The organism is Stenotrophomonas sp. PA-6-5C (assembly GCF_021605635.1).
Lineage (GTDB): Bacteria > Pseudomonadota > Gammaproteobacteria > Xanthomonadales > Xanthomonadaceae > Stenotrophomonas > Stenotrophomonas lactitubi.
Window position 1 is genome coordinate 50,099 of sequence record NZ_WKEE01000001.1, and the last position, 17,089, is coordinate 67,187.

7 protein-coding genes are annotated in these 17,089 nt (G+C 66.9%); 4 read left to right on the forward strand and 3 right to left on the reverse strand.

Annotated features, from left to right (window positions below):
• Nucleotides 1-3: 3 nt before the first annotated feature.
• The gene (locus GIW57_RS00240; protein ID WP_236508794.1) at nucleotides 4-1,620 is read right to left on the reverse strand and encodes a ShlB/FhaC/HecB family hemolysin secretion/activation protein; all 1,617 of its coding nucleotides are present in this window, start codon (nucleotides 1,618-1,620) and stop codon (nucleotides 4-6) included.
• A gap of 201 nt (nucleotides 1,621-1,821) precedes the next feature.
• On the opposite strand from GIW57_RS00240, the gene GIW57_RS00245 reads away from it, so the two are divergent.
• Nucleotides 1,822-2,163: a hypothetical protein gene (locus GIW57_RS00245; RefSeq protein WP_236508795.1), complete on the forward strand. Its 342-nt coding sequence runs from the start codon at nucleotides 1,822-1,824 to the stop codon at nucleotides 2,161-2,163.
• 7 nt (nucleotides 2,164-2,170) lie between these two features.
• Here GIW57_RS00245 and GIW57_RS00250 read toward each other — a convergent pair whose 3' ends face one another.
• A complete protein-coding gene (locus GIW57_RS00250; protein WP_236508796.1) occupies nucleotides 2,171-2,629 on the reverse strand; it encodes a general secretion pathway protein in 459 nt (152 codons plus the stop codon).
• Between the two features lie 116 nt (nucleotides 2,630-2,745).
• Here GIW57_RS00250 and gspH point away from each other — a divergent pair, with 116 nt between their 5' ends.
• The 3 genes from gspH to GIW57_RS00265 are packed head-to-tail and all read left to right on the forward strand — an operon-like array spanning nucleotide 2,746 to nucleotide 4,162.
• Nucleotides 2,746-3,192, forward strand: a complete 447-nt coding sequence (gspH, locus tag GIW57_RS00255) for a type II secretion system minor pseudopilin GspH (RefSeq protein WP_100465572.1) — start codon at nucleotides 2,746-2,748, stop codon at nucleotides 3,190-3,192.
• Entirely contained in the window at nucleotides 3,189-3,551 is a 363-nt protein-coding gene (gene gspI, locus GIW57_RS00260) for a type II secretion system minor pseudopilin GspI (protein ID WP_100465573.1), read from the forward strand. The genes gspH and gspI overlap by 4 nt, the downstream gene beginning before the upstream one ends.
• On the forward strand, nucleotides 3,548-4,162 hold the full coding sequence (locus GIW57_RS00265; protein WP_236508797.1) for a prepilin-type N-terminal cleavage/methylation domain-containing protein: 615 nt from the start codon (nucleotides 3,548-3,550) through the stop codon (nucleotides 4,160-4,162). The genes gspI and GIW57_RS00265 overlap by 4 nt, the downstream gene beginning before the upstream one ends.
• 294 nt (nucleotides 4,163-4,456) lie before the next feature.
• Here GIW57_RS00265 and GIW57_RS00270 read toward each other — a convergent pair whose 3' ends face one another.
• Nucleotides 4,457-16,855: a filamentous haemagglutinin family protein gene (locus GIW57_RS00270; protein ID WP_236508798.1), complete on the reverse strand. Its 12,399-nt coding sequence runs from the start codon at nucleotides 16,853-16,855 to the stop codon at nucleotides 4,457-4,459.
• Between the last annotated feature and the right edge of the window lie 234 nt (nucleotides 16,856-17,089).

The window sequence follows — 17,089 nt, forward strand, 5'->3', positions numbered from 1 at the left end:
GGGTCAGTAGCTGGTGCTGATGTTGAAATGCAGGCGCGGGTCGTCCTTGCGCGTGACCGGGCCATCGGCGTAAGGCCAGGCGTAGTCCAGGCGCAGCTGCAGGTGTTCGCCCAGGCGCAGCTGCGCGCCCAGCCCGACCGATGCCAGGTTGTACTTGTCGCGCTGTTCCGGCAGCGGCTGGCGCAGGCGCAGGTAGGCCGCGTCGGCGAAGCTGTACAGCCGCAGGTCGGTACCACTCCACAGCGACCACGCCGGGGTGCGCCATTCCAGGTTGGCCAGGCCACCGTAGTCGCCGATCGCTTCGGCCGAGAGGTAGCCACGCACGGTGTACATGCCGCCGGCGGCGAACTGTTCGGCCGAGACCAGCGGCGCATCGGTCGCCTGCAGCGAGCCACGCGCATACCACTGCCAGTCGTTGCCGAAGGTGTGCGTGTTGGAGACATCGGCCTTGAACGCTACGAAGCTCGGGTCGGCCCAGTAGCGTTTCTGACCGAAATCGGTGGCGTTGCTGCCATAACCGAACAGGCGCCGGGTTCCCGCCACCAGCTGCGTGTTGATGCTCAGCTGATCGTTCTCGCCCTGGCGCACACCGACGAAGGCCAGGGTGATCGGCGCGTACTTCAACGGCGTCTTCAGGCTGTCCTTGCCCATCTGCGTGTCTTCTTCGGTGTCCTTGAAGTCCACGCCGAGGCTGAGCTGGCGCCACCACTGGCTGCTGCCAACCAGGCGGTAGTTGAGCTTGAGGCCGATCGAATGACCATTGCCGATCACATTGGTGCCGGTGCCGGTACCGACCTGCCCACCTGCATTCAGTACGCGGCTGTCGGACTTGTAACCGGATGCCTCCAGGCTCCACGGCGTGCCCTCGAAGGGGACCGTGTAGGACGCGGAGAACACTTTTGCCTGATCGGTGTCTTCCGGCGCGATGAACACGCCGATGCTCGCGCTGTGTCCACGCCGCCACAGGTTGTCGTGGGCCAGCGATGCACTCAGCCGCAGCTTCTCGGTGTCGGCACTGTGGTCGTTGTTGAGTGCCGCGCTGGCGCGCCACGGCGACTTCTCTTCCACCTGCAGGTCCACATCCATGGTGCCCGGCACCTGGCCTTCGCGCACCAGCGGCAGCACCTGGCGGCGGCCACCTTCATTCAGCGCAGTCAGTTCCTTCTGTGCCTGGTCGAAGTCGGGCACGCGCCCCTCAGCCAGCGCCGGTACCCGTTCGCGGATGCGTTCGGGTGAGTCATGGCGGGCACCGACCACGCGCAGCTGGCCAATGGGCGTCTGCTGCACCTTCAGCAGCACCACACCCGCGTTGACCTGCTGTTCGGGCAGCTCCACATAGACCGATTGGTAGCCGGCCTGCTGGTACAGCGCGTTGACTGCATCACGCGCCTTCTCGACATCGGCGAGCGTTTTTCCCGGGCCGAGGAACGGTTCTACCGCACGTTCGATCTGACGTGCATCGAGCACGGTGTTGCCGCGCACGATGTACTCGTTGATGTTCACTGTGGGCGCTGGCGCGGCGTCCTGCGCGAGCACTGGAAATGGCAACGACGCCAGGGCCAGCAGCAAGGGATGCAGGCGCAGCGGGAGGCGAACGGCACGGCACGGAACGGGAGTCATCGAAGGCATCGCGTCGTATCGAAGGGAATGGCCAGGGAGCGGCGCGTGGGTCTACCAACAGGACGTGCAGGCCGCGTCAAAACCGCCAACAGTTTTGTGACAGCACTGTCATCTGTTGACGATGCTGAAACAGGCGCAGGCGGACACTTCGCCTGGCACACGTCTTCAATGCAAAGCGATTACTGCCTCGGGACATTCAAGATGCACGCCACCCTGTTTACGCCAAACCACCCTGCCCTCTGTCTGGCGTTGGTTCTGGCTCTGGCTTCACCTTGGGCGCGGGCCGACCCGGCTGCCAGACATGCAGATGCAGCGCCATGCATCGAAGTACAGGTCAATGGCGAGCGCATCCCCGCCTGGGACTGCCTGCAACGCAAGCTGGCGCCGGCAGAAAGCGCAGCCGCCCGCCCCAATCTTCCCGAGGCCGAACGCTTGATGCGCAAGCCCGGCAACCAGTTGCTGCAGTACAACCTGGAAGGCACGCGGCAACGCATGGGCGATGCGTTCGGGCGTTCGGTGGTGCCACAGCGCCCAGCGCGCTGAGCCGTGTTCAGTGCCGCCCCAGCGCGGCGGGGACGATGCCATCGGTAGGCATGGGCGGCAGTTCGGGCACGGGCAGCGAGCGCGGCTGTCCTGCCTGCTGCAGTTCAATCGCGTTGGCGCTGATTGCTGCCAGTACGGTAGATGGACCCAGACGTTGGCCCGGTGCATAGGCCTGGGCAGGCGCCCCATCCACCGACAGCAGCGCCAACGGCGCCTGCTGCCCGGCCATTACGCCCAGCACGGTCACGTCGGTCTGCACCGCACCGGGCGAGAGCAGCCGCACCAGCGGTGCGCTCGCAGCGTCGTCGAAGGCCGGGGCAGCAGGTACGGCAACCTGCACAGCTGCGGCGGCAACGCGAGCCGGCGCCATGAACAGGGCCATGCCCCAGTATCCCGCTACGGCCAGCAGCAGCATCGCCGCCAGCAGGGTCAACATGCGATTGCGATCCCAACGCCTGCCGTCCATGTTCCGCACCTTCGCCAGGGTCCTGTGCGGCCACGCTAGCAGCTGTCGCTGACGCTTTTGTTTCATCATCCGCGCCTACGCTGGCAGGTACCGGCAAGGACGGGAGGCGATGTCCGATGCAACGCAGACCGCGCGGCTTCACCCTGATTGAACTGATGGTGGTACTGGTCATCATCGGCATCTGCACGGCGGGCATCGGCCTTGGCCTTGGCAGCCTGCTCGACCCTGCGCGGCAGCTGCGCCAGGAATCGGAGCGGTTGGCGCAGCGCCTGCAGGTCGCGCGCGATGAAGCACGCATCGATGGTCGGCCGATCCGCTGGCAGGCCAGCGCAGAAGGCTATCGCTTCAGCCGCCGCGACAGCGAAGGCTGGGTCGAGCTGCGGCGCGATGACCTGCTGCGCCCCCAGCAGTGGCAGACCCACGGCATGAAAGTGCAACCGACGGCCGCCATCGAATTGAGCCCCGAATGGATCGGCGTGCCGTGGGAGCTGACGTTGTCGCTGGACGGTCGTCGACTGCGTCTTCGTGATGATGGCAGTGGACAATTGCAGGTCATACAGTGAAGCGGAAGCAACACGGATTCACGCTGATCGAGGTGCTGATCGCGCTGGCCATCGTGGCCATCGCCTTGGCGGCGGTGATGCGCTCGGTGGCGGTGGCGACCGATGACCAGTCGCGTCTGCGTGACCGTCGGCTGGCCCTGCTGTGCGCGCAGGACCGCTGGCAGGAGCTGCGCCTGGCCGCACAGCCACCCGGCGATGCACGTCTGCTGTGCCTGCAGGGGCGCACCCGTTTCCTGGTGCAGCAGCACCTGGGCAGCGGCGCCGACGGGCAACCGCAGCTGGACTTGAGCGTGGTGGCCGAAGATGCACCGAAGCAATCGCTGGCGCGCCTGCAGCTGCCATGGACGGCGGCGCCATGAAGCGCGCTGCGGGCGGCTTCACCCTGATCGAAGTGATGATCGCCATCACCATCATGGGCGTGCTGGCGGTGATCTGCTGGCGCGCACTGGACAGCGTGGCCAACACTGACCAGCGCCTGCGCCACGCCGATGCCGAGACCGGCACGGCGATGCGGGTGCTGCAGCAGTTCCAGCGCGATATCGAGATGCGTGCTGACGATGCGCTGATGAACGGCGCGGTGCGTCCGGCCGATCAACCCGCGCGGCTGCTGCCGCCGTCGTTGACCAGTGAGCGCCACCCCGATGGCGGCTTTACCCTGGAGATCACTCGCAGCGTCGGTAGTGATGGGCTGCAGTGGCAGCGCGTTCGCTGGTGGCGGCAAGGCAGCACGTTGTGGCGTGCCAGCGGTGCGCCGTCCGATCACTATCCACTGCCTGCGCCCGAGCCGACGCGCGGGCTGCTGGTGGCCCGTGATGTGCACCGATTCGAGGTGCGGGCATGGCAGCCGGGAGTGGGTTGGGCGATGCTGCCCAGCCAGGGCGAGGTATTGCCTGCGACCGGTCTGGAGTTGCGGTTGGGGTTGCGTGATGGACGCGGGCCGTTGAGTTACCGGCGGGTGTTGGCGCTCTGAGAGGAGCATCCACGCATGGCGTGGATCTACTGGGCTGCATCCACGCATGCCGCGGGTGTACTGGGCTGCATCCACGCATGGCGTGGATCTACTGCCCCCCCGGTCGCCGGGCGCTGTCCCGCGCCCGGCGACGCCGTGTCGGTGGTCCTCACCGCTGATGGCCGCTCCCTGCCCTCGGTGCCGTCCTGGCTGGGGCCGCCACCGCTCCCTGGCAGCTGGCCCGATCCTCTGTTCTGCGCGTGGTGGGTGCGGACCTTGGTCCGCACCGTTCTTCCATCCGCGCGTGGCGTGGGTCTACTGGGTCGGCTGCTTGCCTGCTTCTGCACGCGCCTGCGGGAACTGGAAGGCGCTGTTGACGTCGTAGCCCGTGGCGGCGGCCGTGTTTCCGCGTGCTGGCGGGTCGATGCTGCTGCTGGCACTGCCGAAGCCGAGAATCTGCACGCTGATCACCGACGGCTGGTTGCGCCGCGCATCGTCCTGGCTCTTGCGCATCACGTCCTGTGCGGCCTGGCTGGCGCTGTTGGCCGCAGCGCTTGCCGACGCCAGCGCGTTGACGTTCACCGAGGCCAGTACCGGCAGGCCCTTGCTGTCGCCCTGCACCTGGATGTTTGCGGCGTTGAGCACCTGCAGTGCCGCCAGGTTGATGTTGCCCGACACGCGGATACCTGCCTCGCCCGCGTCGATGGTGCCCAGCGGCGCGATCAGGTCGACATCGCCCGGCGCCACTTCGGCGATCGGGTTCAACGTTGCGATGCCTGCGCCGCTGGCCGGTGCCTGCGGCGACAGGATCACATTGCCCCAGGTGTCATAGACCCGGCGCGGCGGGGTGTACAGCAGCGTGGTCTGCGAACCGCGGCCGGCATTGATGTCGCCCTGCTCGGACCACGCCAGGATGTCACCACCAAAGGTGGTCATCACCCGCGACAGGCCCAGCAGCACGCTGTCCTGGCTGAACAGACGGATGTCGCCCTGGCCCTGGGTGACCAGGCCCGCGCTGGCCGGAGGCACCACGCCCTGCACGCCCACCACGATCTGCCCGCCTGGCGCCATCAGCTCGATGTTGCCGCCCGCTTCGGTGCGCACTCCGGAACCGCCGTACATCACGATATCGCCAGTACGGTTGATCGTTGCGCCATTGGCATCCTTGTCCGGCATCAGCGTGGCGATCGCTTCGCGCCCGCGCAGATAGGAACCGAAACGCGGCCCTTCTGCATTCGTGTATTCACGACCACCTTCGCGCAGCTCAGCGTAGTAGACCTGGCGCAGGAAGATGCGCTGCTGCTCCTTCGGCAGCGCATCGAACGCAGCCAGCGCATCCGTGCCTTCGGCAGCGGTGCCGAAGCGCTGCTGCAGCCACTGCTTCAGTTCCTTGTCGTAGATCTTCACCGCCTTGCCAGGCTGCGCCGCCAGCGACTGCGCCGGATCGGCCAGGTTGGCCGGGTCGAGGTAACGCGCGCGCATTGCATCGAAGTCGATGCCTTGATTGCCAGCCGTCACCGCAATGCTCGCACCTGGGCGGGTATCACCCTGCACGACGCCTCCCAGACTGACGATGCTTCCGGCCTCTTCCTGGCGCACTTGGCGGCCGGCATTCACCTCGACATTGCCGGGGCCGGCTACCGTCAGGTTGCTGCGGATGATGTCCCGCCCAGCGTCGATACCGCTGATATCGGTACCGCTGGTGTTGAGCGCGGTGACATTCGCGTTGATCACATCGCGACCGGCGCGCAGTTGTACCGCCGATCCCGCTTCATACCAATCAAACAGCGTCCGGTTCGCGGTACCGGTGTTCTGCATCAGCTGTCGGCGGCCACCACTGCCCAACCCGATGATGTCACCGGCCACGGCATAGAAGCGACTTGGCGAAGTGGGGCGGGACGTCAGCGCACCGGTGGTCGGGGTACTGGGGCCGAACGCGAACAATGGCAGGATCGCCGCCGGATCGGTCCCCTGCACCCCATCGTCGGAGAGATTGTGGCTGACCCGGATTCGGCTGACGCTCCGCTGGGCCATGAAAGCAGGATCAAAGGGACCAGGGAGGCGGGCATCGCTACCGGAACGTGCAATGCCCGTGGCATCGATCGCGGCAAAGATCGAGCCCCCGGCCAGAACCTCGAGCTGGCCGCTGGCCGAAGGCGCGAGCAGCATCACATCGCCTGTGTTCGCGCCCGGTCCGAGGCCTCGAAGCGAGGCACTGATGATGTCACCACTCGCTGCCACTGCGCTGAACCTGGACGGATACAGCCAGTAATTGATGTTGGGGGGAACGGATCGATCCTGCAGCGCGACGCCTTCAGCGAACATGTTGCTACCGGTTGCATGCAGACTCCCGGCCAGGCTTGGTGCGAGATTTCCGCCTGCCGAGAACAGGTCCAGTGCAGTGCCTCGGGTCCAGAGCGAGAACCACGTAGTGCCAGCTGCATGCTGGCCATCACTCAGAACCACGTCGTTGTAGTTGGACGTCGGTACACGCCCCGCATCTGCGGCGCCACCAAGAACAATGTCGCCACGGGCCTGCAGGCGGGCGGTGGAATCACCCAGGATGAGCACCGGCCCCGCCATCGCCACGGGTGCGTCGGCCACGAACGGATTCTTCAGGCCCAACGTTCCGTAGCTGCTTTGTATCGCGCTGAGACCACCGATACGCGCCGCCTGCAGCAGTGTACTGCCCCGCAGATTGGTCACGGCGCCATTGAGATCCAGATCCTGCAGGAAACCTTCGGGCTGCTGCGCGCTCGCACGCAGGCCTGGGTTGAGCGCACCGCCGCTTCGCAGCGTCAGGTCTCCGCCCCCCGTCAGATGCAGTTCACCGTTGCTGACGCGTCCGGTCGACCCGACCGCAGCGACAATGGCGCTGGAATGGGGCGCAGTCAACAACCCCAGGGCATTGCCCATCGAAGCGATCACCCCCGAGTGGCGGCCTGCTTCCAGGGACAGATTGCCCCCTCCCAATGTGCCGAAGCCGGTGAAGCCGACCATGCGGGGCGTCGCGTCCTGCTCGGCGCCGACGGTGCTGTAGGTGCCGAAGTTGATCCACCAGCTGGTTGCTGTGGTCTGGACACCCTCCGTCGTGCCCGAACCCTGCCGCCACAACCAGTTTCCCACCGCAGCACTTGAATGCCCCGCTTGGTCGCGCTGCGCCGTGCCCGATTCGGACCGGGCAGTCCAGACATCGCCAATGATGTCTCGCCCCGCGTCGACCCTGACATCGCCACCATGATCGGGATACCAGGCACGGTAGTTGATCAGCGCCGCATCATAGCTGCCCGAGACTTGATTTTTGCCCAGCAGCGAGGTCTGCCAGGGCGCAGCCGCACGCGCCGGGTTGAACTGCGCGTCGTAGCCATCGCCCAACGACGTCGGCGCACCTGCGGTATACACACCGAAGCCGGACTTCATGCGCACGTCCTGGGCGGCCAGCAGCGTCAAGTCACCCTTGCCCGTTCGCAGCACGCTCCAGGCCGGCGCGCCCAAGCGCTTGCCATAGGTAGTGACTTCAGTCAGCGTGCCGCCACCATAGCAGTAGCCCATCGCCGCACAGATCTCTTCCTCCGACATGCCCATCTCGACACCCAGTTCCGTAGCCGGGCGGCCGACCCAGGATTCATCGCCCCACCATGCCAACGAGCCTTCCTTGTCGACCAGGCGCGGGGCGGGGCCGCAGTTGGGTCCGGAGTCACAGACTTCGTTCTCGGTCAAACCGAGCTCTCGGGCCAGATCGGCCACGGGCTTCCCGACCCACGATTCATCGCCCCACAGGCTCAGCGAGCCGTCCAGGGTGATCACGCGATCACCCTTCCATTCCGTCGTCGTGGTCACCGTGCCGATGGTGCTGTAGTGGCTGTCCGCCAGCACGATGCTGCCCTCGCTGCCCCAGCGGCGGGTGCGCGGGTCGGCGGCGGTGGTATCCGCACCCGCCACCGCAGTCAGATCCCAGGACGTCGTGCCTTCAGGCAGCATAGCCGCCAGCGCCCAGTTGCGTCCCTGCCGACCGCTGGCATCCGCGGTCCGCAGCTTTACCGGCGCGTCGCCGGCAAGCTCCACCTTGGTCATCGAGGGAATGATCGCACCGGCATGCAGATCCAGTGCGCCGGAGAGCTTCATTGCCATGGGCAGGGCGACACCGGCCGGCCACACCTGTGCGGCCACCGGCGCTAGCGTGCGCAGACGGAAGCCGGCACCCAGGCGGGAACCGGACTGCAATGCCAGCGCCTGTGCCAGCACGGTACCGGCCGCCATCACCTGCCCGCTGCCTGTCGTTACTGCCGCGCCCAGCACAGTACCGGCCGGCAGCAGCAGCGGCCCGGACAACACCATTTCCACCGGCAGCACGGTTCCCGCCGGCAAGGTCACGCCCTCAAATGGCAATGCATAGTTCAGCGTGGCGCCGGCGCGGAACTCGGTGCCGCGCTGCAGCTGGACACCCTCGCCGGGCACGATCAGGTCGCCGCCGAACGCGGTGTTGGGCGTACCGCCACTGCGCCCCTCCAGCAGCACCCAGCCGTCCTCATCGGGATTGGCCGGCGGCGGCGCAAAGCCGTCATTGATGCTGCCGTAGACATTGATATCGCCCTCGGCACGCAGCACCAGCGCGGCGGATTCACCGAAGCCGCGGCGCGCAGGATCGAGCCGGTTCGACTGCGGTCCGTAGCGGTAGCCGGACAGATCGATATCGCCGGCCACGACCAGATCGCCACGCGGGTTGTCACTGCTGGTCCGCGCCACGATCTGCACACCCGGGCGCAGGCGGTAGCTGCCCAAGGCCGCAGTGCGCTGCTGCAGGCCGGTGTTGGCCAGCGCGCCGTTCATCCAGACGCTGTTGTCCGGGTCCACCACCGTATCCAGCCAGCGCTGGTTGATCACCTGCGGGCGATGGCCATGTACGTCCGGCGCGCTGGCCAGCGGTGCCGAGTCATAGATGCGCACTGCGTTGACCTGGATATCGCCGGCACCGACGATGCGGACGCCGTTGGCCACCTCGATGGCCGCATCATCGGTGCCCACGCGCGGCACATTGAGCTTGACGCTGCCGCGTGCACGTCCATCGTTCTGCCCCGCAGCGGTACCGGCCGGCACCGAGGTGCCGGCACGCAGATCCAGCGCCGACGCACCGCCCAGCTGCAGGCCTCCACTGGCCGACGTCAGCTCGATCGTGGCCCGGTTCGGGCTGTCGATGATCTTGCCGTAGCTGTCCACGCGCAGGCCGCTGCCATGAGCATCCAGCGTGTCGTCCACGCGCAGCACATCGCGTGCCGACAGGCGGATGCTGCCGACCTGTTCGCCGCTGGCATCGATGCGGCCGTTGACCTGCAGGCTGCCACCATCAAGGCTGATATCGACGTGGCGAGCCTTCACTTCATTACCGATCACCAGGTCACCTTCGCTCAACTGGAAGGCACGGCCACCCGTAATGCCACCGCTCGTCAGCCGTGTGTTGAGCCCGGTAAAGTCCTGCAGCTGACGAGCACGCAATACCAGTTCAGCGCCGTCGTAGGGCACCTCGGTACCGCCGGCATCGTAGCGCCCGCTGGCACTGCCCAGCAGTGTTCCGGCCAGCGCCACGCTGCCCCCCTGCTTGCCCAGTGCCTGCACCGTCAAGCGACCGCCACGGTTGTTTCGAGCCGATACGTCGATGCGCGAAGCCGCATCGGCGCTGATATCGCCCTCGCTGGATGACAACGTGACATCGCCACCCCAGCTGTATTTGTCCACGTCATACAGGCTGACCCTGCGGCCGGCCAGGTCCAGCACGGCGCTGCCGCCCAGCGAAATTCCCTCGCGTGCATTCGCATCGAACCGGCCGGAGGCCAGCGCCACCCGGCTGTCGATCGCGATGCGATCGGCCTTGATCGACAGTTCCGCCCCCAGCGCGTCATTGCCTGTGGTGGCGCCTGCGCCGCGCAGCTGCACGTTGCCGCCACTGCGTATCGCCAGTTGCGCGCCCGCATCGCCTGTCAGCAGCGGCGTGACGATATCCAGCGCGCCTCCCGTCAGCTGCCAGCCGCTGCCAGCCACGTAGTCGCCTTGCTGCTGGAAAACATCGAGACTGCCTTTGCCCGAGAACAGCATCCGCTCGGACGCTGCCAGCGTGACCCCGGCAAAGCCGAGGATCTGGCGATCGGCGGCCACCGACGAATTGGGCCGGGTAAACGGCGCTCGCCCCAACTGCAGCGTGCGCGTGTTGATCTCCAGCTGGCCACTGCCGAGACGACCGACCATCGCCTCCCCGCCCGGCTGTGCCTGTTCGCCGCCCGGCAACGTCGTGCCCGCCAGCGTACCGTCCCAGACCAGCGTATCGGCAAAGATGCGTGCGCGGTCGGTGGCGGCACCGTAGCCGTGGATGGCCGGTGCACCCAGCACCAGGCTGCGCAGGCTGCTGCGCCCGGTCGCGCTGTCACGGGTGTCCAGGTCGACGCTGCCGAACACGTTGATCGCATCACGCGCGGTCAGGCTCAGTGCTTCCAGCGCAGGCGCGCCAGACGCAGTATTGCCGCGCAGCAGCCGCTGCAGGACATCCTGGTTCATGGTCATGCCGGCCGGCAGGCCGCCGGCCGCCGCTGCCGCTGCAATGGCCTCGGCACTGCCCAGGTTGAGCGCAGACATGCCCAGGCCCAGCTGACGGGTGCCATAGCTCACCGCATCACCGATGTTCAAGGCGCCGTCGGTGACCACATTGATGCTGCCAGCAGACAGCAAACGGGTCTGCCCGCTGCAGCCCGCCACGCAGCCACCGATATCGATCGCCACCGCCCCTGCCGCTGCCCCACCCTGCGCACTGAGCGCCGTCAAGCGCTGATTGGATACTGCCAGCAGCCCACCCGAGACCAGATAGGGCGCCGTGGCCTGGTCCACACGCGAGGGATCGGCCAGGGACAGGGTGTCGATCGAGGCGCCCTGCTCCAGCAGGATGCCCTTGCCTCCGAAGGCGGCCGCGAGCAGCACTTCCTGCGCCACCAGATTGACGCCGCTGCGCACGGCCAGCTGCGTTGCGCTGCCTTCCACCGTGTTGGTGGTCGCGTCACGGCGGAACGTCCCGCCGATCAGCATGATCTCCGGCCGCATTGCATTGAGCGCCGCGTCGAAGACGGTCGCGCCGCCCTCAGTGCTGGTGCTGCTGCCTTCTTTGACAATCTCCAGCGATGCACCGTTCGACGCAACGAGGTTGACCGAGAGAATGCCGCCGCGCCCCTGCGCGCTGCCTGGATTGAAGCGCGACAGTCCAGCAAAGGTGACGGCCGGCGTGCCCATGCGACCCGCGCCATCGCCGAGCATCAGGCTGAGGTTGCCGGCATCTACGGGTCGCCAGCGCAGTGCTTCACCGCGACGTTCAGCCACGCCCTGCACGAATGTGCCGTAGGATGTTTCGTTGTAACTGGCATGGCGCCGTACGGTCTCCGCAGGCGTCAGCAGCAGATCGGTGAGCAGCGGCGAGACCGAACCACCGAAGCCCTGGCCCTGATGCCCGCTGAGCCGCCAGGAACCGGTACCGGTCGACACCGGCTGGCCACTGCCGATCGCGTTCTCCGCACCGATCTCGACGCGGAACGCGCCGGGCTGCAGGGCGTAGCTGGCTGGCAGCAGCGTGTAGGTGCCGGCCGGCAGCCCCGGTACGCCTGCGGGTATGGTGATCTGTTGACCCACACGCGGGTTGGCGCTGCCGTCTGCTGTCGCCAACGGAGCCTGCACGTCCGATCGCCCCGGCACGATGGCGTAGACCGCATTGCCAGCGTGACTGAAGCCATAGCGCGGATTCGCATCCGCCAGCGTGTGTCGCAGGATATCGACCGAGCCGCCGCGCCCGGCCACGAAGGCAGCGCCGGACAACTCACCTCCGCCGGAAACATCCACGACGCTGCCTGTGGCGCCGTTGAACGCATTGGCCACGATGTTCACACCAATCGGGATATTGACCGATCCGGGGTCAAGCACATTGAATTCGGCACCGGCCTTTCGCCAAGTCACACCGTCCACCGTGCCGCCGAATGGCAGCGTCAGGCCGGCGCCACTAATGGAGGTCACGCTGCCGGCAAGCAGATCGACACGGCTGGCGCGATCCGAGTTGAACTCCTGGCCGCCCAGCTGCACACGGCCCCACGGCGCCTGCACATTGCCGCCCTGCACCACCGTCGCCGCCACCAGTTCCAGGCTGCCGAACGCAGAATCCGGTGCCGGTCGCGCACCGCCCGCAACACCATGGATGCGCAGTACGGCCTCTGGATTTTCCCAGAACGGCAATCCCGAAGGGCCGATGGCCGGAACGCCGGCTACGATGCGACCCTTGGCCTGGGCTGCCGGATAAAGGCGCGCAGCGCTGATATCGATCGACCCCGGGCTTGCCAGCGTGGATTCCCGCGAACTGCTGGCGACCGGGGCCAGCATTCGGATGTCGCCGCTGCTGCGCAGGTCGATGTGATCGAAGCCGGCCAGCCACGTGACATCGCGCAGGTCGATCAGGTCGGCCGTGACATCGAAACGATGTTGCTTGCCCACGTCGAACGATGCCTCCAACGGGCGCAGCGTGCCTTCGCCGGCCGGCTGCCACCAACGCCCCTGCGCAAGGCGGACGTAGGGCGCACTCAGCTGCAGGCGACTGCCCTCATTGTTGCCCTCTGCAAACCCCAGGGCGCGCTCATTCAAGCCATGGATACGCAGGCTCTGGTCCATGCGAAGATTGACATCGCCCTGCGCCCGGAGATCCCCGAACAGCGAGAGATGATCGAAGCCGCCGGCCTCGATCTGCTGGACCGACAACGCGGCATGGCCATACTCCAGGCGGTCGGGCAGGCGCTGGTCCGCTGGCGTGTCCTGGGTGAGCGAGATAACACGCGGTGCCAGCACCTCCTTGTTCCCGGCGCTTCCACCATAGGTGCCACCACCGAACGCCACACCCAGGGTGCCGCCCCGGGCGCTGTCACCGCCTGCCGATGCGTCAAGCACACCCTGCAGATACAGCGCATTGGCCGCGCGCAGCACGATGCTGCCGCCGTCGCTGTCCACCTGCGTGCGCCCGCTGCCGTCGATATCAAGCAACGCCGAGGCGCCGGAAGCACCCAGCCGCGCGCCACGCTCGACGACCACCAAGGTATCGGGCGGCAGGTGGCGCAGGTTGTCCTGGTCCTCCCAGTCCAGTGCACCGCCGATCTCGATCGTCCCGCCCTTGCGTACCTGCCCACGCAGCTGCCCGCGCGCATCGGCGGAGGAAACTGCATCGCCACTCACATCCAGCAGCGCCCCGTCGGCGATCGTCCAGCGGCGTTCGCGGCGTCCGTCGGCGCGCACCGTCGATGGATCGAAGGCTTCATCCAGACGGATGCGACCGCCCGCCGCCTTCAGCGTGCCCGCCACATTGATGTCGCCGGAACTGAACAATTCCATCAACTGCCCTGGGTCGACGTTGAGCACGGCATTGCTGCCGATGCGCAGGTCACCGGTCGACAGCAGATGCCCGGCGCGCAGCGTCAGGCTCGCACCCGCGCGCTGGCTGACGCGACCGCTGGCAGGATCCACCATGTACAACAAGGGTGACCATGCCTGCAGACCCTGCTCACGGCTCGAGGCACTCTGCGCACCCTCGGCCAGGCGCAGGACCGGTTGTTCCACATTCAACTGCACGCCGTCTTCAACGGTCAGCCCGTTGTGGCCACCGATGTCGTAGCGGGAAAAGCCGCTGCTGAACAGCGGCGCCTGCAACCGCAGCGCTTCCGACGCCGACGCCGCACCGCCAATGACGACCTCGCCCCCGGTCGCAAGGTTGAAGGCGCCGCTGCCGCTGCCGAGCGCACTGAAGCGGACGCCATCGCTGATACGCAGCCGGCCACTGCCATCGGTGGCGACATCGGTGCTGGCCGCCAACAGGCTGACGCTGCCGCCCTTGCCTACCCGCCCCTTGCCCTTTGCATCGATGCTGCCACCCGCATCCACCGAAACACGTGCGCCCACACCCACGGTGATGTCATGGCTGACATTGATGCGCAGCTGTCCACCGTCAATCCACGCCTGCGTGGCGCCCCCATCCGACACGGCAAAGGGATTGCTCCAACCACCAGCAAGATCAAACCCTGCACCAGAGGCAACATCGACCGCGCCACGCCCGGCGGACAGCAACGCGGTGGGTTGACCGAGCACCGGAAGCAGGTTTCCGGCCTCCACCTGGCCACCCGCGATCTGCACGGTGCCGCCGAAGCTGATCCGGCTACCGGTGAGAGCAAGCTGCCCACCCTCCTGCAGCCTGAGCGTGCCATCCAGTTCAACACGTCCCGCCGTGGCGATGTCGACGCGGCCCCAGCGCTGTGCGCTCAGGACATTGCTGTCCAGCGACACCGTGCTGCGCTGTGACTCCTCCACCGGCGCCTGCAGCGACCAGGGGCGGGCGTCGGCGGCGATCTCGCCAATCCGTACGTGCGAGTCATACACCGCATTGCGGCCGGTGTTGTCGTAGCGGCCCAGCCAGAGCTGAGCGTTGCGGGCTGCAGCCGTCTGCGCCTGCGCGTATCCATCCTGGCCCTGGTCGGGGCGGCGTGTCTGTTGCAGCCCCTGGAATGCACCCGTTTCCACCTGCCCTTGCAGAACTGCGGTGGGTGCCGAGATCAGCAACCGACCCGCATCGCGCCCTACGGTATAGCCATTGTCATAGTGTTGCCCGGGTGCCACCAGCGGATTGCGGAACGACTCGGTGACGCCCCAGCGTTCCTGCTTCACTTCAAAGCCCCGGTACAGACCGTCGTACAGCATCTCTGCCGGGGCATCATCAAGACGGTACAGCTGGCCGTCGCGGCCACGCAGCCAGCTCTGCTGGACCACGCCAGACTGCACATCCAGGCTGCCACCCGCCAGATTGATGCGCGAACCAGCGTGGCTGACAACCTCCTTGCCTGCCAGCTGGACGGTGCCGCCCTGTGCAGCCCATTCGCCTATCGAATGCCCCTGGTTGTCCAGGTAACCACTCACTTCCAGCAAGCCGCCACCGGCATACCAGCGGGTGCCTTCATAGCCACCGGTGCCTGCGGCCACCTCGGTCAACTGGCGACGGTCGATCCACACCTCGTTGCTGATCAGCTTGCCGCTGTCACGGTTGTCAGGCGAATCGCGCAGTTCGTTGCCCTGCACCTTCACCTTGACGTTGTTGCTCTCCATCGCCACCTGCACGCCGACCGCACCGGCCACGTCCACGCGGGCGCCGTCGTCCAGATAGCTGCGGCGGCCCGCATCGGAAATCACCTGACCACCGGTCGCCACCGCCAGCGAGCCGGCCTGGAAGTTCACATCGCCGCCGGAAACGATCTCGATGCGCGATTGCTCGCGGCGATCCTGCAGGCGCGAGAGATTGTCGAAGGTGCCGCTGTTGCTGGCCCCGCGCAGCTTGTCCTGCTCGCCGGATTCCTTGATGAGCGCATCGCGCTGGCTGTCGAGCGCAGTGGTCTTGCCATCATCTTCGATCAGCACCGCCGTCGTCGAACCCGTGGCCAGAGTCACGCTGCCTTTGCTGTCGGAGGACGAACTCAGCAGATGCACGGTACCGCGCTGGTTCAACGTCGTGGTGGCAACCGCTACACCGGTCTGTTCGACCGTGCGGCCGGCAAGAGTGACATCGCCCTCGCGCGCTTGGATCAGACCGCTGTTGCGAACGCTGCCGGCCGTGCTGTCGGTGACGAAGCGCGGCGCGATCTCATTGCCCCGCGTGGTCGAAGCCGTGTTCTGCGCCGTGCCCACGCCGCGGCGGATCACAAAGCTGTCGCCGGCCACCAGCTGGGCCTGGCCCTTGCGCGTCTCGATCTGGCCCGCGTTTTCCACGCTGTGGCCGGCAAGCAGCACATAGCCACCGCCACGCGTTGCGCTGGTGGGTTCATGTGTGGTGATGCGCGCGCCACGTTCAACCATGACCTTGCCCACCGCATCGGTGAGGGCCGAGGTGTTCGCGTCGGCACTGTACAGGCCGTTGTCACGGAACTGCGCGTCGCTGATCCGCGCTGCGGCGGCGGCCAGGTTGCGGACGTTGACCTGGCTGTTGTTGCCGAACACCACGCCGTTGCGGTTGGCGACGAACACGGTGCCGTTGGCCTTCAGCTGGCCCAGGATCTGGCTGGGCCGTGCGTTGGGGTCGTTGACCCGGTTCAGCACCGCCCAGTCGGGGTTCTGCAGGAAATTGAGGGTGGTGTTGCCACCGATGTTGAAGGTTTCCCAGTTCAGGATCGCCTGGTCAGCGGTCTGCTCGATGCTGACCTGCACCCGTCCGTCGGCGCCCTGCGACTGGATCGCTTCGCGGGCATTGATCCAGCCACGGGTCAGCGGATTCCCGTCCACCTTCAGGCCATCCTTGCCCAGCCCATCGGCCACCACGAAGCCCGCCTCGCGTCGCGCCTGCCTGGCCTGCTCCTGCATGCGCTGCTGCAATGCGATGGCCTGCGCGGCCGTGCCGAGGTTGTCGATCGACTGCTGCAGTTTCTGTCGCGCCGCATCCTGCTGCTGTGCAGGCAACTGGAACTGGATCGGCACGCCATTGGGCATGCGGCCACTCTGCGCTGCCGCGCCCTGGGCGGCGCCGCGGTCGGCGAACCAGCCGGGGCTGAACGCCTGCTGCGCCTGGCTGGCAGGAGCAACCACGGTGCCCAGCGCCACGGCCACGGCCCAGGCCATCGGGTGGCTGCGCCACAGGGAGGCGGAGAAACGGGCAGCGGGCGAATGCGGGTGCGACATCGGGGACCTCGTCAACCTGATGGGCCGCGTTGGCGGCGGCGAGTACGAAGGGGGCCTGCGCTACGCACGCCCTGCACCTGATAGACGGTGGCGGCGGCGTGAAGGCGACAGGCGCATCACTGTCATGCAGCGGACATACGCACAAGGGCGCCGGCATTGCTGCCGGCGCCCTTGTGCGTCTCCTGCAACTACCGAAGCAATTGCGGTTACAGCGGACGGCCGATGCCCGAGCAG